Source organism: Rhodococcus sp. 1163 (genome assembly GCF_002091985.1).
GTDB lineage: Bacteria > Actinomycetota > Actinomycetes > Mycobacteriales > Mycobacteriaceae > Rhodococcoides.
In genome coordinates this window covers 542,523-566,818 of record NZ_MKKX01000038.1, presented here as the reverse complement: position 1 = coordinate 566,818, position 24,296 = coordinate 542,523, and the positions used below count along the sequence as shown (strand labels likewise).

18 protein-coding genes are annotated in these 24,296 nt (G+C 62.5%); 6 read left to right on the top strand and 12 right to left on the bottom strand.

The window, feature by feature from the left end; translation table 11 throughout:
- The 6 genes from BJD99_RS20320 to BJD99_RS20295 all read right to left on the bottom strand — a co-directional run.
- A partial coding sequence (locus tag BJD99_RS20320) for an amino acid adenylation domain-containing protein (RefSeq protein WP_143542238.1) occupies positions 1-3,597 on the bottom strand: 3,597 nt, incomplete at its 3' end.
- A gap of 589 nt (positions 3,598-4,186) precedes the next feature.
- Positions 4,187-5,806 (bottom strand): apolipoprotein N-acyltransferase, encoded by a 1,620-nt coding sequence (lnt, locus tag BJD99_RS20315; protein WP_084348920.1) that lies wholly within the window; start codon positions 5,804-5,806, stop codon positions 4,187-4,189.
- Positions 5,796-7,391, bottom strand: coding sequence for an amidohydrolase (locus BJD99_RS20310; RefSeq protein ID WP_084348919.1), 1,596 nt, complete (start codon positions 7,389-7,391; stop codon positions 5,796-5,798). The genes lnt and BJD99_RS20310 overlap by 11 nt, the downstream gene beginning before the upstream one ends.
- Positions 7,392-7,408: 17 nt before the next feature.
- On the bottom strand, positions 7,409-7,924 hold the full coding sequence (locus BJD99_RS20305) for an FxsA family protein (RefSeq protein ID WP_256895944.1): 516 nt from the start codon (positions 7,922-7,924) through the stop codon (positions 7,409-7,411).
- A gap of 84 nt (positions 7,925-8,008) precedes the next feature.
- Positions 8,009-8,668, bottom strand: a complete 660-nt coding sequence (locus tag BJD99_RS20300; protein ID WP_084348917.1) for a response regulator transcription factor — start codon at positions 8,666-8,668, stop codon at positions 8,009-8,011.
- Positions 8,669-8,683: 15 nt separating this feature from the next.
- Entirely contained in the window at positions 8,684-9,841 is a 1,158-nt protein-coding gene (locus tag BJD99_RS20295; RefSeq protein WP_084348916.1) for a sensor histidine kinase, read from the bottom strand.
- A gap of 17 nt (positions 9,842-9,858) precedes the next feature.
- On the opposite strand from BJD99_RS20295, the gene BJD99_RS20290 reads away from it, so the two are divergent.
- Genes BJD99_RS20290 through BJD99_RS20280 form a run of 3 tightly spaced genes read left to right on the top strand, consistent with a single transcriptional unit; the run spans position 9,859 to position 13,522 of the window.
- Positions 9,859-10,626, top strand: coding sequence for a TSUP family transporter (locus BJD99_RS20290; RefSeq protein ID WP_084348915.1), 768 nt, complete (start codon positions 9,859-9,861; stop codon positions 10,624-10,626).
- Positions 10,608-12,164, top strand: coding sequence for a TldD/PmbA family protein (locus tag BJD99_RS20285; protein WP_084348914.1), 1,557 nt, complete (start codon positions 10,608-10,610; stop codon positions 12,162-12,164). The genes BJD99_RS20290 and BJD99_RS20285 overlap by 19 nt, the downstream gene beginning before the upstream one ends.
- The gene (locus tag BJD99_RS20280; RefSeq protein WP_084348913.1) at positions 12,161-13,522 is read left to right on the top strand and encodes a metallopeptidase TldD-related protein; all 1,362 of its coding nucleotides are present in this window, start codon (positions 12,161-12,163) and stop codon (positions 13,520-13,522) included. The genes BJD99_RS20285 and BJD99_RS20280 overlap by 4 nt, the downstream gene beginning before the upstream one ends.
- Here BJD99_RS20280 and BJD99_RS20275 read toward each other — a convergent pair whose 3' ends face one another.
- The 3 genes from BJD99_RS20275 to cobN all read right to left on the bottom strand — a co-directional run bounded on the left by BJD99_RS20275 (position 13,523) and on the right by cobN (position 18,111).
- Entirely contained in the window at positions 13,523-13,948 is a 426-nt protein-coding gene (locus BJD99_RS20275) for a VOC family protein (protein ID WP_084349020.1), read from the bottom strand.
- A gap of 159 nt (positions 13,949-14,107) precedes the next feature.
- Positions 14,108-14,485 carry a PPOX class F420-dependent oxidoreductase gene (locus BJD99_RS20270; RefSeq protein ID WP_084348912.1) on the bottom strand — a complete coding sequence of 126 codons (378 nt, stop codon included), beginning with the start codon at positions 14,483-14,485 and terminating at the stop codon, positions 14,108-14,110.
- Between the two features lie 17 nt (positions 14,486-14,502).
- Positions 14,503-18,111: a cobaltochelatase subunit CobN gene (gene cobN, locus BJD99_RS20265; RefSeq protein WP_084348911.1), complete on the bottom strand. Its 3,609-nt coding sequence runs from the start codon at positions 18,109-18,111 to the stop codon at positions 14,503-14,505.
- A gap of 212 nt (positions 18,112-18,323) precedes the next feature.
- Here cobN and cobG point away from each other — a divergent pair, with 212 nt between their 5' ends.
- From cobG to cobJ, 3 genes are read left to right on the top strand one after another with little or no spacing between them, the layout of a single operon-like run.
- Positions 18,324-19,472 (top strand): precorrin-3B synthase, encoded by a 1,149-nt coding sequence (gene cobG / locus BJD99_RS20260; RefSeq protein WP_084348910.1) that lies wholly within the window; start codon positions 18,324-18,326, stop codon positions 19,470-19,472.
- Between the two features lie 31 nt (positions 19,473-19,503).
- Entirely contained in the window at positions 19,504-20,130 is a 627-nt protein-coding gene (locus tag BJD99_RS20255) for a precorrin-8X methylmutase (protein WP_084348909.1), read from the top strand.
- Positions 20,127-21,632: a precorrin-3B C(17)-methyltransferase gene (gene cobJ, locus BJD99_RS20250; RefSeq protein WP_084348908.1), complete on the top strand. Its 1,506-nt coding sequence runs from the start codon at positions 20,127-20,129 to the stop codon at positions 21,630-21,632. The genes BJD99_RS20255 and cobJ overlap by 4 nt, the downstream gene beginning before the upstream one ends.
- Here cobJ and BJD99_RS20245 read toward each other — a convergent pair.
- From BJD99_RS20245 to BJD99_RS20235, 3 genes are read right to left on the bottom strand one after another with little or no spacing between them, the layout of a single operon-like run.
- Positions 21,629-22,387 carry a cobalt-precorrin-6A reductase gene (locus tag BJD99_RS20245; RefSeq protein ID WP_143542237.1) on the bottom strand — a complete coding sequence of 253 codons (759 nt, stop codon included), beginning with the start codon at positions 22,385-22,387 and terminating at the stop codon, positions 21,629-21,631. The genes cobJ and BJD99_RS20245 overlap by 4 nt on opposite strands.
- Positions 22,366-23,598, bottom strand: a complete 1,233-nt coding sequence (gene cbiE / locus BJD99_RS20240; protein WP_143542256.1) for a precorrin-6y C5,15-methyltransferase (decarboxylating) subunit CbiE — start codon at positions 23,596-23,598, stop codon at positions 22,366-22,368. Before cbiE ends, BJD99_RS20245 begins: the two co-directional genes overlap by 22 nt.
- Positions 23,577-24,269 (bottom strand): SDR family NAD(P)-dependent oxidoreductase, encoded by a 693-nt coding sequence (locus tag BJD99_RS20235; RefSeq protein WP_143542255.1) that lies wholly within the window; start codon positions 24,267-24,269, stop codon positions 23,577-23,579. Before BJD99_RS20235 ends, cbiE begins: the two co-directional genes overlap by 22 nt.
- Positions 24,270-24,296: the final 27 nt, after the last annotated feature.

Sequence of the window (24,296 nt, the reverse complement as noted above, 5' to 3'; positions counted from 1 at the left end):
TGCTCGACGATCCAACTTGCCCGCCGGAGTCAACGGAATCGAATCCAACACCACAAACACCGACGGAACCATATGCGCCGGCAACACCGACACCACCCGATCACGCACCGCATCGACATCGACCAACCCACCACCGACACCGAACACATACGACACCAACACCGCCGCACCACCAGGACCATCAACACCCAAAGTCGCCACGAAATCAACCTCAGGAAGAGCAGCAATCACCGCATCGATCTCACCCAACTCGATCCGAAAACCACGAACCTTCACCTGAAAATCGCTACGCCCCACATACTCCAAAACCCCAGAACCATTCCACCGCACCACATCACCCGTGCGATACATCCGCTCCCCCACCAAAGAAAACGGCGCCGCCACAAACCGCTCCGCCGTCAAACCCAACCGATCATGATAACCACGCGCCAACCCAGGACCAGCCAAATACAACTCACCCACAACACCCACCGGCACCGGCTGCAAACGCGAGTCCAACACCACCACAGCAAAACCCAACACCGGAGAGCCGATATCGACCGGAACCCCCGGCGACATCGGCGCACTCAACGACGCAAACACCGTCGCCTCCGTCGGACCATACGCATTGAACATCAAACGGCCCGGCGCCCAACGCTCAACCAAATCAGAACCCGAAGCATCACCACCGGTCGCTACCACTGCAAGCGAATCGAGACCGGCCGGATCCACCGACGCCAACGCCGCCGGCGTCACAAAAGCATGCGTAATCTCCTCCTCACGCAGCAACTGAGCAAGCTCGACACCACCGAACACATCCGTCGGCACAATCACCATCGCCGCACCACCACAAAACGCCAACAACAACTCGAGCACCGACGCATCGAAACTCGGCGACGCAAACGACAACGTACGCGAGCCAGCAGTCACCCCGAACCGAACACGCTCCACCTCAGCCAAATTCGCCAAACCCCGATGCGTCACCACCACACCCTTCGGAACACCCGTCGAACCCGAGGTATAAATCAAATACGCCGCATCATCGAGACGAACCGAACCCAACCGATCACCATCGGACACCGGCCCACCAGAAAACTCACCAACCTCATCGACGATCGACTCATCGTCGAGAACAATCCACGACACCCCATCACCGGCCCGGCCCACATCCGACACATACTCGACCGCGGTAATCCCCACCACAGCACCAGAATCGGACAACATATGAGCAATACGATCCACCGGATACGACGGATCCACCGGCAAAAACGCACCCCCAGCCTTCGCCACCGCCCACACCGCAACCACCGACTCCACCGAACGCCGCAACCCCAACGCCACAAACGAACCCACACCCACACCACGACCGATCAACAACCGCGCCAACCGCGAAGACCGAACATCCAACTCCCCATACGACACCGACACACCACCACACACCAACGCCACACCATCCACACCCGCAACATCTACCGCAGAAACCAAAATCTCCGGCAACAACCGACCCACCACCGACACACCACCACGCACCGGCACCAACAACTCACGCTCGGACTCCGACAACACGTCTATGTCGTCAGTGAAGACTCGTGGATTCTGAGAGACAACGCGGAGGATCTTGATCAGCCGAGCGAGATGACCACGAAGTGCCTCTTCATCGAGAACTGTTGCTTCGCAATCGAAGCGGATCGAAATGCCCTGGGGAGCGCCTAGCGCGTCGAACGTTTCGTCGACCGACACCACCAGTTCGGCATCGGTGTCGACTGAGGGTGTCGCTTCGGTACCGAACGCCAGCACGACGCGGTAAAGATCCTCACGTGAGAGTTCCTCGAAGACGTCGGCAATCAACACGTCCGCGTGAGCGAGAGCAGCGGTATCGCTATCTTGCGCACGAGAGGCCAATTCGGCGAACGGTTCTCCGCGCACGACCGAGGTTCGAAACACGATTGTGTTGCCGTCGGTGAACGGTGTCCGGGCGCCGATCGCGATGTCGGTCTCCCCCGAGAGGCGGGCCAACAGTGCGACAAGAGCCGCGTGAACCGTGATGAGAAGACTGGACCCCTTCTTTGCCGCATCGGAAGTGAGTCGTCGGTGGACTCCGGGGTCCACGGTGTCCGCGACTGCAAGTCTCGGCTGCGGATGAACCTCGGAAGGTGCGACCTGCGTGGACGTCCCCAGGCCGACTCCGACCGGTGCGTCGGCGAGCGTTGCCGACCAGTAAGCCAATTGTTGTTGCTCGAGTCTGCGGCGGCGGCCGACAGCCGCGCTCTCGACATGCACATCGTCGACCAGATCCAGCGGGTTCGCGTCGACGAACGCGGACAGAATGTCGATGAATCCACGATGATGACGCGCAAGATCCGCATCGATGTATCTGTTCGGATTTCCGCGGAAGTCGATGAATGTTCTTGCTGGAGAGCCGCTTTGGTAAATATTGACCAAAAGGTCGTCGACCGGGCCGGAGGTGACGATGTTGAATTCACCGGCGATGGGCCCGAGATGGATTTCCTGATGAAAGAGCATCACGTTGACCATGGGCGCAAGTAGGCCGCTATCGAGACCCTTGGCGGTCAGGTCGCGTCGGATGTCCTCGATGCTGAATCGCTGATGCCGTAGCGCTCCCATGAGTTCGAGTTGGACATGCTGTACCAAGTCGCCGATGCTGCCGGCCGGAGAGACCCTGATGGGCAGCGGAGCGACGTTGACGAGCATTCCGCCGGAGCGACGTAGAACTGCGGTCGTTCTCGCGGACACTGGAATGTTCACCAGGACGTCTTCGCGCCCTGTCATGCGTGAGAGGTAGCACGCGAAAGCTGCGATCACTACGGCGGCTGCCGTTGCGCTCTTGGTTGCGTCCGACTTCTCGAGATTATCCACGACGTGCTCGTCGAGGGCCGCGCTTTCGAGCTTGCTCGCGGCCACTGTGGCGCCATCGGAGTTCGCGAGTGTGGCGCCACCCTGCACGTCACGAACGTGGTCGGCCCAGTACTCGCGGTCGGTTTCGAACCGCCCAGAATGTCGGTACTCCTGATCGAGTGAGTACAGCTTCTTCAGATCCGCTGCACTCGCCGGCTTCGGATCCTTTCCTTCGAGCTCGGCTGTATAGAGCTCGGCGGTGCGATTGACCATGGTCATCGCGCCGTAGCCGTCGAGCGCGACGTGATGGATTTTGCTGTACCACAGGAAACGACTGTCCTCGACTTGCAGAATCCACACCGTGACCAGCCGATCGCGGGTCAGATCGACTGGTGCCGTGTAATTTTCGTCGATCCATGCCTTTGCAGCGGCCATGGGGTCCGGTTCGCTACGTAAGTCCAGAAAATCGACGTTGTCGTCTATTCCGTGATCGACGATCTGGTTCGGTTCCCCGTCGATCTCGGACAGGCGAAGAAAGGCAGATTGGAATTCGTGCCCGGCGGTACGTGAAGCCTTTCTCAGTAGCTCGAGATCGAGGTCACCTCGTAGGTCCACGTACTGCGCGATGCAGACCGGGACCTGAGGCGCCAGTTGCTGCGCAAACCACATTCCACGCTGCGCCGAGGAAAGCGGAAATCCGGCTGTCTCGTCACCACTTCGAGGAAGGGAGCTGTGCGAATCCCCCGAGATCACGGCTCGCATTCATTCGCCTTTCTGACGCGGGAACGTCGTCGAACTGATCGTCGGCTTCGACACCGGTCGTCGATACGATGCGCGAGCAGGATCGATCAATGTGTTCACTGTCCGTTCTGATCGGGTGCAGCTGTGTAGGCCAGTACTGAGCAAGCGGGTTCTCGGCGCGGGTACGCGCTCGAGCAACTCAGGTTGATTCGAAGCGGACCACATCATGGATTGGAACTGTGCGCGGATTCAGAAACATGCTTGCAGTCTGTTTCCGATGTCGTGCAGTGCCGCGAGTCGGCTATCCATACACTTCGTGCCCTCTACGGCAAGACTCATCACCGGCGCCCCCTCTCATGTGCGTACACCACCGAACGTTCAGGGCCCCGGTCTTCCTGGCGAACGGTTGGCGATATGCGTGCTGCATATCGCGCTCATGACAATTTCGACCTACCAACACACAATAGTCAGCCGCCATTGCTTTAGCGGACTATTAGTTGAGAATCGAGAACAACTCCCGGTCCGTTACATCTTCGGCGAATCCGAGGTGAATCGCGTCAATTGTCCTGTTCCATGGCGACCGATATCAGGATGCGAATATGTTGGCGGCTCATTTACGAACTTCCGAGACGCTTTCTTCGCCGATAACAGACTCTTTGCCCGTTGTTCGCGAGCGCATTACTGCGAACAATAGAAACAGTCCCGCGCTGACGCACAGGAGCCGTTCGGGCCATACACCCAGATCTGTCGCGACTGTCGTTCCGCTGTGTAGGCCGATCTCTGCGACGAGAGCGTCGGCGACGAACAAGGGGGTCTGGTCGACGATTGCCCCGTCGGGCGAAACAATTGCACTAACCCCGCTCGTTGCGGCGACAACAACAGATCGCCCATGCTCGACAGCACGAATTCTCGACATCGCCAACTGTTGATACGTCATCTCGGTATCACCGAAGGTGGCATTGTTGGTCGGGATCGCGATGAATTCTGCGCCGGATCGGACAGATTCGGTCAATGCTCGGTCGAACGCGACTTCATAGCACGTCGCGATACCGGCAGCGATACCAGCAGCGTGAACGACGCCGTTTCCGCTACCTGGGATGAAGTAGCCTGCTTTGTCGGCGTACTCCGAGAACATTCGAAAGAAGCTTCGGTAGGGTAAGTATTCACCGAACGGTTGAATTATCTTCTTGTCGTGACGTTCGCCGGGCCCCTCGGCACCATCCCATGCGATAACCGAATTCGTGGTCGTGCGATCGTCGTTGACCAAGACCGTACCGACAAGAATTGGTGCCCCGACGGCCTCGGATGCCGCGGTGATTTCCATAGCCGCGTCCGCGTTTCGCAAGGGGTCGATATCCGAAGCGTTCTCGGGCCATACGACCAGATCCGGTCGATCCACGCGCCCAGCCGATACTTCGTCGGCCAACGCGAATGTTTCACGGACGTGATTGTCCAAGACCGCCCGGCGCTGAGAGTTGAAATCCAGACCCAGCCGAGGCACGCTCCCCTGTATTGCGGCCACGGTGATGGTGCGCTCTCCTGCCTCCGGTTCATTGCTCACCAACGTCGGAAGAAGCGCAACTGCGACAATGGATGCTGCACTCGTCGCCGCGACCGAGACGATCAGCATGCCTCGGATGGGACGTCTCTTTCTCGCCGCGAGAGTACAAGCGATCGCAGCAAGTCCAGTGCCGGTCAGCGCAACGCCGAAGCTCAGCAGCGGAGCCCCGCCGATGCTCGCGAGGGGCAGCAACCAACTGTCGGGTTGGCCGAACGATAGTCGGCCCCAAGGGAATCCACCGAACGGAAAACTCGACCTTGCCCACTCGACGAGACTCCACACTGCAGCCGTGGAGACGGGCCACCAGCGGTTTCGGGAGACAACGACAGCTAGTACGCCGAAGAGACCGATGAACAAAGATTCTGCTGCAGCGAGTGCGAGCCACGGCAGCGGACCGACGTAGACACCGATCCAAGGGAGCAGGGGAACGAAGAACCCCAGTCCTGCGAGGAATCCATAGCCGAAACCGCTCTTCTTCGAGACCGACTCGGTAGTTCCGAAACGCCGTAGGACGAGGACGAGAAGCGCCACCCCGACTGCGGCGAGGAACCAAAGGTGGCGGGGAGGGAAGCTCAGGAACAGCAGGAGGCCGGACGCCACAGCGGACAAGACCGACACACCAGTGCGGACCACCTGCGCTCGTGCGACCCCCACCCCTTCAAGCGCCATGAATTGTCCGCCCACGATGAACGGTGCGAAGACAGGTCGGGGACGGCGAGCCAGGCTCGAGCGACGGCAGGGCAGGAACACCGGCCCGCGGGTCGGTCGACCAACGCGCAACACTGTCCTTGGGTGCCCTGACCACGAGGTCGGTTGCGTCCCAGATCGCGTAGCTTGCCGGAGCGCCCGGCGTCAGGGTGCCGGCAAGGCCGTCCCGCACGCCGCCGGCGCGCCACGCACCGCGCGTGGCGGAGGCGAACGCCGCTCGAGGCGAGATTGCACTCCCCTCGGTTCGGTGATTGACCGCTGCGCGCAGCATCCTCCATGGATCGAGCCCGGTGACGGGCGCGTCGGAGCTGAACGCGAGGGAGACGCCAGAGGACGCCAGTTGTGCGAGCGGGTTCAACGTCCGCGCACGATCGATACCTAATCGACGCGCATACATTCCCTCGTCGCCACCCCACAAGTCATCGAACATCGGCTGCATACTTGCGATGACTCCCCAGGATGCCAACTTCGCTGCTTGTTCGCCGGACACCATCTCCACGTGTTCGACGCGATGTCCGAGGGCAGCAAGGGCGGGGCCACCGATGGCGGCCGCCACGCGGGAAAACCCCTGTACGACGGCGGATACAGCAGCATCGCCGATTGCATGGAAGCCCGCTTGGATCCCGGCTTCGGTGCAGGAAGCCACATGCGTGGCAATCGCGTCGACGTCCAGGAACGAGAGTCCTGTGCCGGGCCCGTCGTCGTAGGGCGAACTGAGCCACGCTGTATGTGAGCCGATCGAGCCGTCGACGAACAGATCGCCGCCGAGCGCATATGCACCTGTCTCTCGAGCGAGCGTGCGCGCATGATCTGCGCTGGTCACCGTCTCACCCCAGTATCCGCGTACTTCGACCCCGTGGTCTGTCGCGAGCAGTTCCTGGAAATCGTCACGGCCGGAGATATCCGGACCGCCACATTCGTGCACAGCGCAGATGCCCTGCGATGCGGCGTTGTCGAGAGCCAACGTTCTCGCGGCCGCTCGAGCGGCTGGAGTCAAAAGTTTCAGTGCGGCGCGACGAACGGAGTGATGAGCGTCGCCGGTAAGTGCGTGCTCGGGATGAAACCCCGCGAGGGCGTTCAGCGCGCCACTGGCGGCGCGGAGAACCGTCGAACTTGCGGCGCTGTGGCCGTCCACTCGAACGAGATAGATCGGCCTGCCGGGCGCGGCTTCGTCCAGGTCCGAGGTCGAGAGCACACCAGGCTCGTCCCATGCCGTGTCGTCCCAGCCGTTCCCCCAGATCAACGGATCGGAGCTTTTCAGCGCGTAGCGGCGTATCGCCTGCACACACTCTCCGCGCGAGCGGCACGCACTCAGATCGAGCGCACCGAGAGCAAGACCGTACGCGGTGGTGTGGACGTGTGTGTCGACGAATGCGGGGGCTACGAACGCGCCGGCAAGGTCGATTTCTTGGGCGCCGGGGTGCAACGCGCGGCCGGTTCGATCCTCACCTGTCCAGGTCACGATTCCGTCGGTAATTGCCATAGCGCTCGCGTCGGGAGCCGTCGGACTGTAGATCCGTCCACCGAGAAGCAGTTGGGTACTCACGATGGTTCAGTGTGCCCTCAGCGAACCGGCTTCTGGAAATCCTGACCGTCGATCTCGATTATCCGTCCCTCGAGCACCGTGCCAGAGGGCGGCCCGCCATAGGTGGTCCGGGTGGGCGCGTCGGACACGACCTCGCCGTCGATGACGGTAGGCCGCATCCTGCCTGCGGCTGTCGCTACCGTCGGCATCCACCTGGCGGCCGCCAGCATCACCAGTGGACGTAGCGCCCAACGCGTGGGGGGCAGAAGAAGCAAGATGCCGAACGCAGTGGTGACCAGGCCTGGAACGAACATCGCGACCGAACCTATAGCGAACAGCACACCGTCGGCGACCGCTCCACCAGGGGATCGTTCACCGCGACTGGCGCTGCGGAGGCCTTCCATGACGCGACGTCCCTGACCGCGGACAAGTATCAACCCGGCCGCGGAACCTGCGATGAGGAGCAGCACTGTCCAGAGCACGCCGATGGCGCTACCGACAGCCACCAGCGCGGCCACCTCGACGATGACATAGAGGGCAAAGAGCGCAATCACGTGTTCGTTCCTTTCGTCGCCTGTACTGACAACGGACAGCCACGTTGTATTTCTCCCTGAATCCGTCATCGTTTCGATAACGATTCACAACCGGGGACGCACGACACCCGTTTCGTATGCCAGGACAACCGCTTGAACTCGATCGCGAAGACCGAGTTTCGTCAATATCCGACCGATGTGGGTCTTCACCGTGGCTTCGGACAACACCAACTTACCGGCGATCTCGGCGTTGGACAGTCCGGTTGCGAGCAAGCCGAGCACTTCCCGTTCACGGTCGGTCAGAGCGTCGAGCACCACCGGGTCCTGTGCAAGGGGTGCGTCCTCGGCGATGAAACGTGACAGGAGACGCCGCGTCACTTTCGGTGAGACGACCGCGTCACCTGCCGCGACGCTGCGGATCGCGGATATCAAATCCTCAGGCGGGGTGTCCTTGAGCAGAAAACCACTGGCCCCTGCCCGCAGTGCTCCCAGGACATGCTCGTCGAGATCGAACGTCGTCATGACGAGTACTCGGGAGATCGACTCGGATTCGGCGATCATCGAGGTAGCTCGCACACCGTCGATTCCTGGCATTCGAACATCCATCAGTACGACATCCGGGCGGTGCTCGTGGACAGCGCGCACTGCTGCCGATCCGTCTGCGGCCTCCGCGACGACGGTGATGTCTTCCTGCGCGTCGAGGACCATAGTCAGGCCCATCCGCATCAATTCTTGGTCGTCGACGATGAGAACTGTAATCGGCACGGTCCCAACCTAACGTCATTCGAGCGGCAACTCAGCGCGTACTCGCCACCTGCCGTCCGCCGTTCGGCCGGCTTCCAGTGCACCCTGCAGGACGGCAACACGCTCACGCATGCCGAGCAGGCCGTTCCCTGTCCCCTCGACGGCACTGGTTCCTGATCCGGCACCGTTGACGATCTCGACGAGGATGTCTTCCTCGCGGCGCACGACTGCTACCCGTGCCCGCGGCGCGTGGCCCCCGTGGCGCAGAACGTTGGTGAGAGATTCCTGAACGAGGCGGTGGATACCCAAACTGATCGCGGGACTGATGTCGTCCAGATTCCCGGTTTGTTCGAGTTCTACGTTCAATCCGGCTCGCGACATCATGTCGACCACTTTGGCCAGCCCCGCAGTCCCGTACATGGGCATGTCCTCGGAATAGGGAGTGGTTCGGAGCAGTGCGACCGTGCGCCGTAGTTCCGCGAGCGCCTGCCTGCCGGTAGCAGAGATGTTCGCGACTGCTTCTTCTGCTCGATCCGGATCCCGCCGGATCGCATACGACGCCCCGTCGGCCTGAACGATCATCACGCTGACACCGTGTGCGATGACGTCGTGCAACTCCCGAGCGATGCGGGTGCGCTCGTGTGCAACGGCTTCCTCGGCGCGCCTGTCCCGATCATAGTCGGCGACAAGCAGTTTCGCCTCGACTGCCTCGTCGTACGCACGGCGAGCTCCGAGGAACTCGGCAGCGATCCAGGCGAATCCGTACAGCAGAACAGTGAACAGCATCGAAAGAACCGCATCGTCGTCCAGCGCCCATACCGCCAGACCTCCATCGAGCAGTACCCCGCCCAGATAGATCAGCCCTTCTCGGCGGCCCACGTACGCGATAAGTGTGTAGAGCATGATCGGCAAGGCCAGTGCAGCAGGATGAATGTCGGTTTGCTCCCCGACGGCAAGTCCGCCGAGCGTGATGAGCAGCGAACCTGCCAGCACCGCCCACGCCACGGTCCGCGGGTGCCGTCGTCGCCATGCGATCGGAGCACTCAACGCCGCCGCCCCGACGACGAACAACATCGGGCTTCTCATGTCGACGTTGCTGAAAAATGACACAACCTCGAAGGAGAACAGAGTGCCCGCTAGCAGCATGTCGGCGATGAAGGGCTTCCCCCTGAGCCACAAGCTGAATCTACGCATGTGATTGAGTTTGCCGCATGACTGCCGCCGACTGGGGATTGTTGATGGTCGCAGCGACAGCGGCAGGTTGGGTCGACGCCGTAGTCGGTGGTGGTGGTCTCATTCTCCTACCCGCTATCTTGCTCGTCGCGCCACAGCTGGCCCCACAGGCGGCGCTCGCCACGAACAAGATGACTGCCGTGTTCGGTACTTTCGCAGCCGTAGTCACCTTCTCCCGTCGAATCGCACTCGACTGGCGAATGCTCGTTCCCGCCGGAGCCCTCGCAGCCGTCGCGTCGGCGGCAGGTGCCGCGGCGGTGTCCTTGATCGACCGCGAGTTGTTCATCCCGATCATCATGGTCGTACTGATCGCGGTCGCGGCCCTGGTGACCGCTCGACCCACGATCGGCTCGGCTGCAGGCTCACACGCCCCGAGCAAGCGGAAGACGCTGACCGTCGTCTTCCTCGCAGCGGGTGGGTTCGGGTTCTACGACGGCATACTCGGGCCAGGCACCGGGACGTTCTTCATCATCGCCTTTGCGACGTTGCTCGGAACCGAGTTCGTGCGCAGTGCAGCAATGGCGAAGGTGCTCAATCTCGGCTCCAATCTCGGCGCACTGGCGTTCTTCGCCGTCACCGGTCACGTGCTCTGGCAGCTGGGAGCAGCGATGGCTGTCTGTAATGTGATCGGCGCAGTATCGGGCTCACGCATAGCGCTCGCTCGTGGTTCCGGATTCGTGCGAGTGGTGTTGCTGGTGGTCGTGTTCGGGATGGTCATCCGACTCGGATGGCAACAGTTCGGCTAACCTCGATTCCTGTGACCCAGCAGCGGCAAAGACTTGTGGACCCGGACTTTCTCGAGCTCCCCCTGCGCGAACTTGCCGCGGCAGTACTCGATACCGCGCGGCGAGCGGGTGCCGTCCACGCCGATCTTCGCGTGCACCGGCTGACCACGCAGTCTCTCAATCTTCGCGACGGTGCGGTTCAATCCGCGGTCGACGGCTCCGAGATCGGTCTGGCAGTTCGCGTGGTGATCGACGGTACCTGGGGATTCGCCTCGCACAGCGACTTGTCCGTTGCCGCTGCTGTACGGACGGCCAAGACGGCCGTCGACGTCGCCACTGCTCTGCGCGTCCTCAATCGTGAGCACGTCGAGTTGGCAGGCGAACCGATCTATGCGGACGCAACCTGGGTGTCGGACTACGAGGTGGATCCCTTCGACATCGCTACCCGTGACAAAGTCGAGCTCCTTGCCGAATACTCGTCGCGACTGGCAGCGTCCGACGGCGTCGACCATGTGACGGCTTCGGTTCAACAGGTCAAAGAACAGACGTTCTACGCGGACTCGGCGGGCAGCTCGATCACCCAGCAACGCGTTCGACTGCATCCACAGTTCGAGGCGACCACGGTCGACTCCGACGCCGGTGCCTTCGAGACGATGCGGACTCTTGCGCCACCGGTCAGTCGTGGATGGGAGTACCTGGCTGCGGACAGCACGTGGGACTGGGCCGACGAGCTCGCGCGCATACCCGACTGGCTCGGTGAGAAAGTGAAGTCCCCCTCGGTAGTAGCCGGTCCGATGGACCTCGTGATCGACCCGACCAACCTGTGGCTCACGATCCACGAATCGATCGGCCACGCTACGGAATACGACCGCGCCATCGGATACGAGGCGGCCTACGCCGGTACATCTTTCGCGACGCCGGACAAACTCGGCACACTGAAGTACGGCAGCGAATCCATGCATGTAACAGCCGACCGCACCGAAGTTCACGGGCTGGCAAGCACGGGTTACGACGACGAAGGTGTCGCCGCCCAGAAATGGGACCTGGTGCGCGACGGCGTACTGGTGGGGTACCAATTGGATCGCGTATTCGCACCACGACTCGGGCTTTCGAGGTCCAACGGGTGCTCGTACGCCGACTCCGCACACCACGTTCCGATTCAGCGCATGGCCAACGTCTCCTTGCAACCCGACCCGAATGTCGATCGCAGCATCGACGACCTGGTGGCGGCAGTCGAGGACGGAATCTATGTCGTCGGCGACAAGTCATGGTCGATCGACATGCAGCGGTACAACTTTCAGTTCACCGGTCAGCGGTTCTTCCGTATTCGACATGGACGACTCGAAGGCCAAGTACGCGATGTCGCCTATCAAGCGACCACCACCGACTTCTGGGGCTCGATGGACCTGCTGGGTGGTGAGTCGACCAGGCGGCTCGGTGGCGCATTCAATTGCGGCAAAGCGCAACCCGGTCAAGTTGCTGCGGTCAGCCATGGCTGTCCGGCAGCTCTCTTCCGAGGCGTCAATGTACTCGACACCCGATCGGAGGGGGTCCGATGATTCGAGCTCAGGACGTCGTCGAGCAGGTTCTACGTGCCGCCACAGTCGACGAGACCCTGGTGATCGTCACCGACTCAAGTGAGTCCTCACTCCGATGGGCCAACAATTCGATGACCACAAACGGCGTCGGAGTGTCCAGACGATGGACGGTCGTCTCCATCGTTCGCGGGGACGATGGCACGCGGGTTTCCACGTCTTCGTCCAGCAGCGTCGACCCGAAAGACATAGTAGTGACGGTCCGCGCCTCCGAAAATGCCGCTCGCACAGCTGAATCGGCCGAGGATGCAATGCCCCTCGTCGAGGGGGGCGCGGCGGCACCGGATTGGGATGCCGATCCCGCGCGGACCGACATCGGGGTGTTCGAGTCCCTCACCGGTCCCCTGTCGACCGGTTTCGACGGGCAGGACCAGCTCTACGGTTTCGCCCACCACCAGATCGAAACGGTGTGGCTCGGGTCGTCGACGGGCATCAGACGGCGATACACGCAGCCGACGGGATCGATCGAGATCAACGGAAAGCGTTCGGACGCCAGCGCGTGGGTCGGCGCGAGCACGAAGTACTTCGACGACGTATCGATCGAAAAGCTGCTCGAGAACCTGTCCACCAGGCTCGACTGGTCCAAGAACCGAATCGATCTACCCGCAGGTCGGTACGAGACTCTACTGCCGCCGTCCGCGGTTGCCGACATGATGATCTATCTGATGTGGTCCATGGAGGGACGTGGCGCACAGGAAGGACACACGGCGCTTTCTCGGGCGGGCGGAACTCGCCTAGGTGAGAAGCTGGGCCGGTTGCCGCTGACGTTGTTCTCGGACCCTCGGCAGGAGGGGCTCGAGTACTCGCCGTTCGTCGCAACGGGCTCTTCGAACGACTCGGTATCACTGTTCGACAACGGTGTGTCCACCTCGCGCGTCGAGTGGATCCGAAACGGAACGATCAACGCACTCACCTACCCGCGCTTTCTCGCGGAGAGATACGACACCGAGCTCACCGTCCCGGGCGACAACCTCGCCCTTACCGGTGGGTCGGACACCACCCTCGAAGAGATGGTCGCGCGAACTGAACGTGGATTGCTGCTGAGCACCCTCTGGTACATCCGCGAGGTGGACCCTGCAACTCTACTTCTGACGGGTTTGACTCGCGACGGCGTCTACCTGGTCGAAAACGGCAAGGTTGTCGGAGCGGTCAACAACTTCCGCTTCAACGAAAGCCCACTGGACCTGTTGCGCCGGGCCACGGAGGCCGGGGCAACGGAGAAAACGCTGCCCCGGGAATGGAAAGACTGGTTCACGCGAACGGCTATGCCGCCGTTGCGGATTCCGGATTTCCACATGTCCTCGGTGAGTGAAGCGCAGTAGCTACTCGCTGGGACCCGCGATTTCCAGGGCAATATTATCGGGGTCGCGGAACTCGAGAATCGACAAGCCAGGGCCACCGCTCTTGATCGGCTCGTGTGCGATGCCGAGCTTGTCCAGCGTCGCCACTGCGTCCTGCAAGTCCTGGTGCTTGTCGACACTGAAGGCCAGATGATCGAGTCCCGTTCGATTTTCGTCGAAGGAATCCCCCTCGGGTGCGACCGGGCGCAAGCCGAACAATCCGCCGGGAAACTTGTAGATCACTCCGCCGAAGAGAAACCACAGAGACTTCTTTGTTTCCTCGTCTGCATTGGGATCGAAGGCGAAAGCAACTTCGAAGCCGAACACCTCGTCGTAGAACTTGCGCGACACAGCGATGTCGCTGACCGTGAGGCGAACATGGTTGTAGTCGGATACTGAGATCGGCATTGTGAAATCTCCGTTCTGGCGACTCAACTCGTCACCGATTGTCGAGCACTCGTACAAACATTCGGAACTGGCGCCGCACACGATTGCCGGATGAGCAAAATCCGTATCGACCAGCGCACGACCGATGGCGAAAGCATCGGTGGCTGCTGTGTTCGTCGACTATGCCGGCACGATCGAGATGCCGACCGTGCCGGATTTTCCTCGACGAAGCGAGCTTCCCTTCACCGTGAGCCAACCGAGGATGCCGTACTTGGACGAGATCGCCGAGCGTGCCTTCTCGGTGCCTGCGGCGTCCATGATCTCGGCGACACCGTCGACTGCGTCGCCTTCGACCTTGCCCCGGGCCGAACACGGGGCGATGGTGACCGAGGGATTGCGCTTGATGCGCTTGACCTTCCACGAATCGGTCGTCGTCCACACGAGCAGGCGATCGCCGTCGCGAGCACCCCACAACGGCGTCGCGACGGGAGTCCCGTCCTTCTTGAAGGTGGTCAGTGACACGTATTTTCCGTCGGCGATGTTCGCAAAGGTGGTCATGCCGATAAAGGGTACGGCTACTCCCCTTCCAGGTCGCCTTCGGTTTCGAGGTACACCTGGCGTAGACCGTCGAGGATTGCGGCGTCTGGCTCGGCCCACATCTTTCGTTCCGCTGCTTCGAGCAACCGCTCGGCGATCCCGTGCAGTGCCCACGGATTGGACTGCTGCATGAACTTCTGATTCTGCTCGTCCAGGACGTACGTCTCGGCCAGCTTTTCGTACATCCAGTCGGCGACGACATCTGTGGTGGCGTCGTACCCGAACAAGTAGTCGACCGTGGCCGCCATCTCGAACGCGCCCTTGTAGCCGTGTCTGCGCATCGCTTCGAGCCAGCGAGGATTGATCACCCGCGCGCGGAACACGCGGGCGGTCTCCTCGGACAGCGTTCTGGTCCGCACGGATTCCGGCCTCGTACTGTCACCGATGTACGCCTCGGGAGACTTACCCGTCAGGGCACGAACAGTTGCGACCATGCCGCCGTGATACTGGAAGTAGTCGTCCGAATCGGCGATGTCGTGCTCACGAGTATCGGTGTTCTTGGCGGCAACAGCGATGCGGCGGTACGCACTGCGCATATCGCCGGCAGCGGGTACTCCGTCGAGACCTCGCCCGTATGCGAAACCGCCCCACGTTGTGTAGACCTGCGCCAGATCCTCGTCGCTACGCCAGGTCTTGCTGTCGATCAGTTGCAGCAGCCCAGCGCCGTACGTTCCAGGCTTCGAGCCGAAGATACGGGTCGTCGAGCGACGCTCATCGCCATGCTCGGCGAGATCTGCCTGAGCGTGCGCGCGAACGTAGTTCTGACCGGCCGGTTCGTCCAATGCCGCAACGAGGCGCACCGCGTCGTCGAGCATCGCCAGCACGTGGGGAAAGGCGTCACGGAAGAAACCACTGATTCGCACCGTGACGTCGATGCGTGGGCGTCCCAGTTCGGCCAGCTCGATGACCTCGAGCTTGGTGACGCGTCTCGATGCCTCGTCCCACACCGGTGCGACGCCGAGAAGTGCGAAGACCTCTGCGACATCGTCACCGGAGGTCCGCATGGCTGAGGTGCCCCACACCGACAGACCCACGGACTTGGGCCACTCCCCGTGGTCCTTGCGGTAGCGCGCGAGAAGCGACTCGGCCATTGCCTGCCCGGTTTCCCACGCCAAGCGCGACGGCACTGCCTTGGGATCGACCGAGTAGAAGTTCCTGCCGGTGGGCAGAACGTTGATGAGTCCGCGCAGCGGGGACCCGCTCGGGCCGGCAGGAATGAACCCGCCGTCGAGTGCGTGGAGGATTTGATCGATCTCGCGAGAGGTTGCCCGGAGCCGGGGAACCACCTCGGTGGCCGCGAAGCGAAGGATCTCGGCGACGACCGGTCCGTGCTCTCCCGCCACCCGTTCGGCGGCGTCGGGTTCCCACTGCTCCGTCTGCATTTTCGCCACGAGAGCGTGCGCGATCGACTCGATGGCGTCGACTCGTGTTCGCTCCTCGTCCCCGTCTTCGCTCAGTCCCAACGCTTCGCGAAGTCCGGGCACGGTTTGTTCGCCGCCCCACATCTGACGTGCACGCAGCATGGCCAGCACCAACTCCACCTCGGCGTCGCCGACCGGTTCCTGGCCGAGGATGTGCAGACCGTCCCGGATCTGGACGTCCTTGATCTCGCAGAGCCAACCGTCGACGTGCAGCAGCATGTCGTCGAATACTTCTTCGTCGGGACGCTCCTCCAATCCGAGGTCCTGATGCATCTGGGCCGCGGTCATCAACGTCCAGATCTGCTGCCTGATAGCAGGCAGTTTGGCCGGGTCCAAAGCCGAGATGTTGGCATGCTCGTCGAGTAACTGCTCGAGCCGGGAGATGTCGCCGTAGCTTTCGGCGCGGGCCATCGGCGGGATGAGGTGATCGACCAAGGTGGCGTGGGCGCGACGCTTGGCCTGCGTCCCCTCGCCCGGATCGTTGACGAGGAACGGGTAGATCAGCGGCAGGTCGCCGAGCGCGGCATCGGTGCCGCACGAAGCGGACATCCCGAGCGTCTTACCGGGCAGCCACTCGAGGTTGCCGTGCTTTCCGAGGTGGACCATCGCGTCGGCACCGAAGCCGCCGTCCTGACGAGAGGCCTGGATCCAGCGATATGCCGCGAGATAGTGGTGGCTGGGAGGCAGATCCGGATCGTGATAGATCGCGACGGGTCGCTCACCGAATCCGCGGGGCGGTTGAACCATGATGACGACATTGCCGAACTGCATCGCCGCGATGACGATTTCGCCGTCGCGATCGCTCGACCGGTCTACGTACAGATCACCGGGAGCCGGTCCCCAATGCTTCTCGACGGCGGACGTCAGATCCTCCGGGAGCTCGGCGAACCACGACCGGTACCGCGCGGCCGAGATGCGGATCGGATTTCCCTCGAGCTGTTCGTCGGTGAGCCAATCCGGGTCCTGTCCACCGCGCGCGATCAGTGCGTGAATGAGTGCGTCGCCATCGCGGGCGGCCAAGCCCGGAACTGCGTCGGCGCCGTCTTCGGGTCCGAGATCGTATCCCGCTGTGCGCATCTCGGTCATGAGCGAAATCGCGCTTGCCGGTGTATCGAGGCCGACGGCATTTCCGATGCGAGCATGTTTGGTCGGGTAGGCCGAGAACATCAGGGCAATCCTGCGCTCCGATGCAGGAATGTGGCGAAGCCGTGCATGACGCACCGCGATTCCGGCGACCCTCGCGGCACGTTCGTGATCGGGGACGTAGGTGGTCAGGCCATCGCCGTCGATCTCTTTGAACGAAAACGGAACCGTGATGAGTCGGCCGTCGAACTCGGGAACCGCAACTTGGGTCGCAACGTCGAGCGGCGACATGCCGTCGTCGTTCGCGTCCCAGGCAGCCCGGCTGCTGGTCAAGCAGAGCCCCTGAAGGATGGGAACGTCCAGTGCGGCCAGTTCGGCAACGTCCCAGGCTTCGTCGTCGCCGCCTGCGGACGCGCCTGCAGGCTTGGTTCCGCCCGCGGCCAGCACGGTCACGATCATCGCGTCGGCCGACTTCAAAGCGCCCAGTAGTTCCGGTTCCGCGGCGCGCAACGATGCGCAGAAGATCGGCAGCGCCTTTCCACCTTTCGCCTCGACGGCCGCGGCGAGAGCTTCGATGTAGGCAGTGTTTCCGGCCAGGTGCTGCGCTCGGTAGTAGAGGATCGCGATGGTCGGTCCATCTGCATCGGCGGGTGTCACCGAAGATTCCAGCACTCCCCACGTGGGGGTGTGGACGGGCGGAGCAAACCCATGACCGGTGAGCAGAACGGTGTCGGACAGGAAGCCGAAGAGTTCGGCAAGATTCTCCGGGCCACCTTCTGCCAGGTAATTATGAGCCTGAGCTGCGACATTGCCTGGAACGGTCGACAACTCCATCAACTCCGCGTCCGGCGCCTGCTCCCCACCGAGAACGACCACGGGAACGCCCGAGGCGAGTACTGCGTCGACGCCTTCTTCCCAGGACCGCTTCGACCCCAGGATCCGGAGCACGATCACATCGACGCCCTCGGCCAGCCCGGCGACATCGTCGGCGAGCAGGCGGGAGGGGTTTCCCCACCGGTAGTCGGCGCCGCTGGCACGCGCACTGAGCAGGTCGGTGTCCGATGTGGACAGAAGCAGGATCACGGGTACTGCCCTCCTCGGGGTTTTCGCGCCCCGCATTCGTCTTGCGTGTGGGCTCACGGGAGAGGGTCTGGCTTTCACAGTGGCGCGACCGCGCCGGACTTACACCGGCTTCCTCTCGGCCGAAGCCGTTCGAAGGGGATGCTACCGAAGAAACCTCCTGGCTCGTAACATCGGGAAACGCCGACAAGATGCACTTGTAGCCTGGACAGGTGATGTCGAGCGACCCGAGAACGACCCCCGACCGCTGCCCAGGCGCACTGACCTTGCACCAAGCAGCCGATGGCGCTCTGGCCAGGGTGCGGCTGCCCGGCGGAATGGTCAACCCTTCCCACATGCAGGTTCTCGCGAAGGCTGCCGGCGATCTCGGCAACGGGTCGATGCAGCTGACATCCCGCGGCAACATTCAATTCCGCGGGGTTCGGGACAGCACCGAGCTGGCTCGACGGCTCGCGGATGCCGGTATGTTGCCCTCCCCGTCGCACGAGCGTGTGCGCAACATTCTTGCCTCGCCTTTGACTGGTCGGGTCAATGGTGTCACCGATGTCCGAACCTTGATCACCGCACTCGACCGAGCCTTGTGCGCCCGTGCCGAGCTGGCGGATCTTCCCGGCCGCACACTGTTCGCCCTCGACGACGGCCGAGGCGATGTCACCGCTCTAAACCCGGACTTCGGTGTCCAAGCGCTCTCGCCCGAGTTGTTCGCCCTGATCCTCGGTGGCGCTGATACGGGTGTCCGGGTCTACCGCGACAGCGTCGTCGACGTTTTGGTGGACGCCGCCCGAATATTCGTCTCGTTGCGGGGCACGGAGTGGCGACTGACCGAGCTAGCCGACGGACCCGCACGAGTTCTCGCAACGCTGGGCCTCGATTCATCCGGTTACGACCCTACAAGTACGGGCCCACTGGCCACTCGACCGTCCGATACGCCCCCGATCGGGTGGCTGTCGCAGGGCGACGGACTCGTCGCGCTGGGCGGAGTTCTTGCGCTCGGAGTCCTCGACGCACGGCTCGCCGAGTTTCTCGCTGCAATCGACAAGCCGCTCGTCGTCACGCCGTGGCGCGGGATCGTCGTGTGCGATCTCGACGAGGGCGCTGCCGAACAGGTGGTCCGAGTACTGGCTCCGATGGGCTTGATCTTCGATGCCGACTCACCCTGGGTGAACCTCAGCGCCTGCACCGGCGCACCTGGGTGCGAGAAGTCGAATGCCGACGTGCGGGGGGATCTACGTGACGCCGTGGCCGCCGGCCGAAATCTGGCTGACCAACGCGAACATTGGTCAGGATGCGAGCGTCGATGTGGCAGGCCGAAAGGCGAGATCGTGGACGTCGTCGCCACCGGCGCCGGATACCGGGTGTCATGAGGGGTCTCCGTTCTGACCTATCGTGAACTCCATGTACGACTACATCCGCGACGGTGCGGAGATCTATCGACAGTCCTTCGCGACTATTCGAGCCGAGGCGGATCTTTCGGCGTTCGCCCCTGACGTTGCGCAGGTCGTCGTTCGGATGATCCATGCCAGCGGTGAAGTCGACCTCACCGAAGTTGTCGGTGCCACACCGTCGGTTGTTTCCAACGCCCGCTCAGCCCTTGCTGCAGGTGCACCGGTTCTGTGCGATGTGAAAATGGTCGCAGCAGGTGTCACGCGCCGACGGTTGCCCGCCGACAACGAAGTGATCTGCATGCTGTCGGATCCGAGAGTGCGTGATCTCGCGGCCAAGATGGGTACGACTCGAACTGCAGCCGCGCTCGAATTGTGGGGAGATCGGCTCGATGGCGCCGTAGTTGCGATCGGTAATGCGCCGACAGCGCTGTTCCATTTACTCGAGATGCTGGCTGCAGGCGCGCCCAAACCCGCCGCGATCGTCGGGGGTCCGGTCGGTTTCATCGGTGCTGCCGAATCCAAGGAGGACCTCATCACCTCGAACTTCGGTCTCGAGTATCTGGTGGTTCGGGGGCGGCGTGGCGGTAGCGCCATCACAGCTGCCGCAGTCAATGCCATTGCAAGCGAGGAAGAATGAGCATAATTCCAGGCAAGTTGTGGGGCGTCGGCATCGGGCCCGGGGATCCCGAACTGGTGACGGTCAAAGCTGCGCGGGTCATCGGTGAAGCCGATGTCGTGGCATTCCACAGCGCCAAGCATGGCAAATCCATCTCACGCGGAGTCGCCGCCGGCTATATGCGCGAAGGTCAGATCGAAGAGCACCTGGTCTACCCGGTCACCACGGAGGCCACCGATCACCCAGGTGGCTATCAGGGAGCTATCGACGAGTTCTACGCCCAGGCAGCCGAACGCCTTGCCGCACATCTCGAGTCCGGACTCTCGGTGGTCCTTCTCGCCGAGGGCGACCCGCTCTTCTACAGCTCCTACATGCACATGCACAAGCGGCTCTGCGACCGATTCGACGTCGAGATCGTACCGGGTGTGACGTCGGTGAGCGCCGCCTCGGCCGCATTGAAGACACCACTGGTCGAGCGAGACGAAGTCTTCACGGTGCTACCCGGAACGCTGCCTGTCGCCGAGCTGACCAGACGGCTTCGAAACACCGATGCGGCCGCAATCATGAAGCTCGGGCGCACCTACCCCAATGTTGCAGCTGCACTGAAAGACTCAGGACGACTCGACGAAGCTTTCTACGTCGAACGCGCCAGTACCGGTAGCGAACGGGTCCTTGCCGCTGCCGACGTCGTCGCCGACGAGGTGCCGTACTTCTCCATCGCAGTCGTACCGAGCCCGGCGAACAATCCCGTCGAATCGCGCACGCTGGGTGAAGTGGTCGTCGTCGGGCTCGGTCCGGGCGCAGACAGGTGGACGACGGACGAGGTTCGTCATGAGCTTCGCGCTGCCACCGACCTCGTCGGTTATGTGACGTACCTCGACCGAGTCCCGTTGCAGGCCGGACAGATTCGGCATGCAAGCGACAACAAGGTCGAGTCCGAACGCGCTGCCTTCGCATTGGATCTCGCGAAGCGGGGTCGACGGGTTGCCGTGGTGTCCTCCGGCGATCCTGGAGTGTTCGCAATGGCCTCGGCGGTAGTGGAAATTGCCGCCGAAGATCAATGGTCTACCGTGCCGGTGCGGGTCGTCCCCGGAATGACTGCAGCGAATGCGGTTGCAAGCCGCGTCGGTGCACCCCTCGGACACGACTATGCCGTGATTTCACTGTCGGATCGCCTCAAGCCCTGGGACGTCGTGGCCGCCCGCTTGTCGGCTGTGGCCGAAGCGGACATGGCGATCGCCATCTACAACCCCGCCTCGAAGTCGAGGACATGGCAAATCTCGGCGACCCGTGACATCCTCCTCGAACATCGTGGACCCGACACCCCGGTGGTCATCGGTCGCGCGGTGGGAAGCGAAGACGAGTCGGTGACCACCGTCCGGTTGGCCGACCTCGCCGAAGCGAATATCGATATGCGATGCCTCCTCATCGTGGGATCCTCGCTTACCGAGATCATCGACACGGGAAGTGGCGCAATGATCTTCACGCCACGCAGATATCCCGCGACAGAGGGACGGGCCTAGCCGGAGAGCGAACCAAGCCAGGTGACGACGTCGTCCACGGTGTGGACCACACGTCGATCGGGCGGCACTGTCGGCCGGGCGATCATGATCACTGGAATACCCAGTTCTCTCGCTGCGGTGATCTTCGCTTCGGTCATCACTCCCCCGCTGTTTTTGCTGATGACGGCGTCGATCCCACGGCGACGCATCAGTTCGATCTCGGAGTCGAGGTCGAACGGCCCTCGCGCGAGCAGTAATTCGTGATGGATAGGAAGTACCGGGTCCGGTCGATCGATACTACGAATCAGAAACCAGCTGGATTCGACCCCCGCGAATGCCGCTACCTCCTGACGCCCGATCGTCAGCAGGACGCGACCGGCGTCGGCTGGAATGGCCGCCGCTGCTTCGCCTGGGGTGAATACCTCTATCCACTGGTCACGGGGCCTGCGGGACCATGGCGTGCGATGCAGTCCGAGAAGCGGGATGCGATGGTGTGCAACGGCGATGGCGGCGTTGTTCGAGATCGTGGAGGCGAAGGGATGCGTCGCGTCCACCATCGCGTCGATCTCGTGATCGTGCAGCCAACGGGTCAGCCCGTCGGCCCCGCCGAACCCGCCGACGCGCGAAGTGCCGAGCGGGAGTTTCGGGTCCCGGACGCGGCCGGCGAGAGAGGTGACGACGTCGAACCGATCGTCGCCGGACAACCGTGCGGCCAGCTCTCGCGACTCGGAGGTGCCTCCGAGTACCAGCACCCTCACTGCTTGATCGATATCCACTGCGCAACCGGAAGCTGCGGGCGCCAACTCGTGAACGAGCCCAACGGCTCCCCCCGGTAGATCTGGAACTTCCTCAACGACCCACCGTACCGATCCACACATTGGAGAAGAAGCGCCTCGGATTCGGCCGTCACCGCATTCGCGACGAGTCTCCCCCCTGCTCGCAATTGTGACCAGCAGGCTTCGACCATCTCTCTCTGGGTCAGTCCGCCACCGATGAACACGGCATCGGGCTGCTCACCGTCGCCGAAGCAGTCGGGTGCAGCGCCTCGAACCTGAAGTCCTGGAACACCGAGCGCATGTGCGTTGACTTCGATCTGTGATCGCCGTGCCTCGATAATCTCGAATGCGACTGCGGTGCATCGTGGATCCGTTCGCATCCATTCGATACCGATCGATCCGGACCCGCCTCCGACGTCGAACAACACTTCTCCCGGCGTCGGGGCAAGCGCGCTGACCGTCAAGGCGCGAACCTCGGATTTGGTCAGCTGACCGTCACCGGCGTAAACAGCGTCGGGCAGCCCTGGGATCCGACTGATCCGAGTCGAAGTGGGCGAGAACACGCACTCGACAGCGACGACGTTGAGCGGATCTCCGGGCGACTCGCCCCACGTGCGCGCAGTACCGGTCACCGACCGTTCGGCGTGTCCACCGAGTTGTTCGAAGACTGTGACAACCGAGTCCGCGAACCCCGATTCACGCAGCAACGACACCACCTGAGCGGGGGTGTGCCGGTCTCGGGAAAGGACGATCACTCGGCTGCCGTGAGCCAAGGCGGGTAACAGCGTCGCGGCTTCGGAGTTGACGAGACTGACTGCGGTGGTGGTGTGCACCGCCCAGCCCAGCCGCGCACAGGCCAATGACATCGACGACGGGGCAGGCATCACATGCAACCGCTGGGCGCCGAATTCCCTCGCCAGCGTGACTCCGATGCCGTGGAACATGGGATCCCCGCTGGCGAGTACGCATACCCGCTTACCGTCGAACTCGTCGATCGAGGCTCGCAGGCCGGGCAACATCGGGGACGGCCACGGACGTACACGATCGTCCGGTATGGGAAGCGTCGCCAACTGCCGAGTCGAGCCGAAGACCACGTCCGAGGACAAGATCACAGCCCTGGCGGATTCGGCTACACCTTCCCAACCGTCCGCTCCGATACCGACGACGGCGATACGACCGACAGGGAGCATCAGCGAGGCATCTTTCGCCAGAGCCACGACGGCAGCAGATTCAATCCGACGTACAGGGGTCCGAGAATGCCGGGCACCCACACCCGAGACTTCTTTCGTGCCAGTGCATGCACGACGGCATCAGCAACTTGGTCCGGCGTACTGGAAAACGGTGCGGGAGACATCCCCTCGGTCATCGATCCGATGACGAATCCTGGGCGAACCAGTAGCAGTGATACCCCAGACCCATGCAGTGCATCCGCTAGACCGCCCGCGAAACCGTCGAGGCCGGCCTTGGCCGAGCCGTACACATAGTTGGCTTTGCGCACGCGAACGCCTGCCACGGAGGAGAACACTACAAGTTCGCCGCTCCCCTGTTGGCGCATCATCCGAGCCGTATGAGTGAGAACGGAAACCTGGGCGACGAAGTCGGTATGCACTATCGCCATCGCATGCTCGGCGTCCGATACCGCCCGTGAATGATCGCCAAGGATTCCGAATGCCAGAACAACGGTCGCCAACGGGCCGTACTCCTGCGCGACGGATTCGAGAAACTCGCCGTGCCGGCTCACGTCGTCGGCATCGAACTCCACCGTTGCGACGCTGTGTGCACCGCCGGCCCGCAATCGCCCTACCTGCGAGGAAAGCTGGTCGCTCCGCCTCGCGGCAAGTACGACGGTCCGACCCGGTGCGAGCCGCGTCGCCACCTCCATACCGATCTCGCTGCGGCCCCCTAGAAG

What these genes read in the sequence shown, in the direction of transcription:
- lnt (WP_084348920.1), bottom strand. Translation starts at nt 5,806, where the DNA reads ATGGCGCTTGAAGGGGTGGGGGTCGCACGAGCGCAGGTGGTCCGCACT.
- BJD99_RS20295 (WP_084348916.1), bottom strand. Translation starts at nt 9,841, where the DNA reads ATGCGTAGATTCAGCTTGTGGCTCAGGGGGAAGCCCTTCATCGCCGAC.
- BJD99_RS20290 (WP_084348915.1), top strand. Translation starts at nt 9,859, where the DNA reads ATGACTGCCGCCGACTGGGGATTGTTGATGGTCGCAGCGACAGCGGCA.
- BJD99_RS20285 (WP_084348914.1), top strand. Translation starts at nt 10,608, where the DNA reads ATGGCAACAGTTCGGCTAACCTCGATTCCTGTGACCCAGCAGCGGCAA.
- BJD99_RS20280 (WP_084348913.1), top strand. Translation starts at nt 12,161, where the DNA reads ATGATTCGAGCTCAGGACGTCGTCGAGCAGGTTCTACGTGCCGCCACA.
- BJD99_RS20275 (WP_084349020.1), bottom strand. Translation starts at nt 13,948, where the DNA reads ATGCCGATCTCAGTATCCGACTACAACCATGTTCGCCTCACGGTCAGC.
- BJD99_RS20270 (WP_084348912.1), bottom strand. Translation starts at nt 14,485, where the DNA reads ATGACCACCTTTGCGAACATCGCCGACGGAAAATACGTGTCACTGACC.
- cobG (WP_084348910.1), top strand. Translation starts at nt 18,324, where the DNA reads ATGTCGAGCGACCCGAGAACGACCCCCGACCGCTGCCCAGGCGCACTG.
- BJD99_RS20255 (WP_084348909.1), top strand. Translation starts at nt 19,504, where the DNA reads ATGTACGACTACATCCGCGACGGTGCGGAGATCTATCGACAGTCCTTC.
- cobJ (WP_084348908.1), top strand. Translation starts at nt 20,127, where the DNA reads ATGAGCATAATTCCAGGCAAGTTGTGGGGCGTCGGCATCGGGCCCGGG.
- BJD99_RS20235 (WP_143542255.1), bottom strand. Translation starts at nt 24,269, where the DNA reads ATGGAGGTGGCGACGCGGCTCGCACCGGGTCGGACCGTCGTACTTGCC.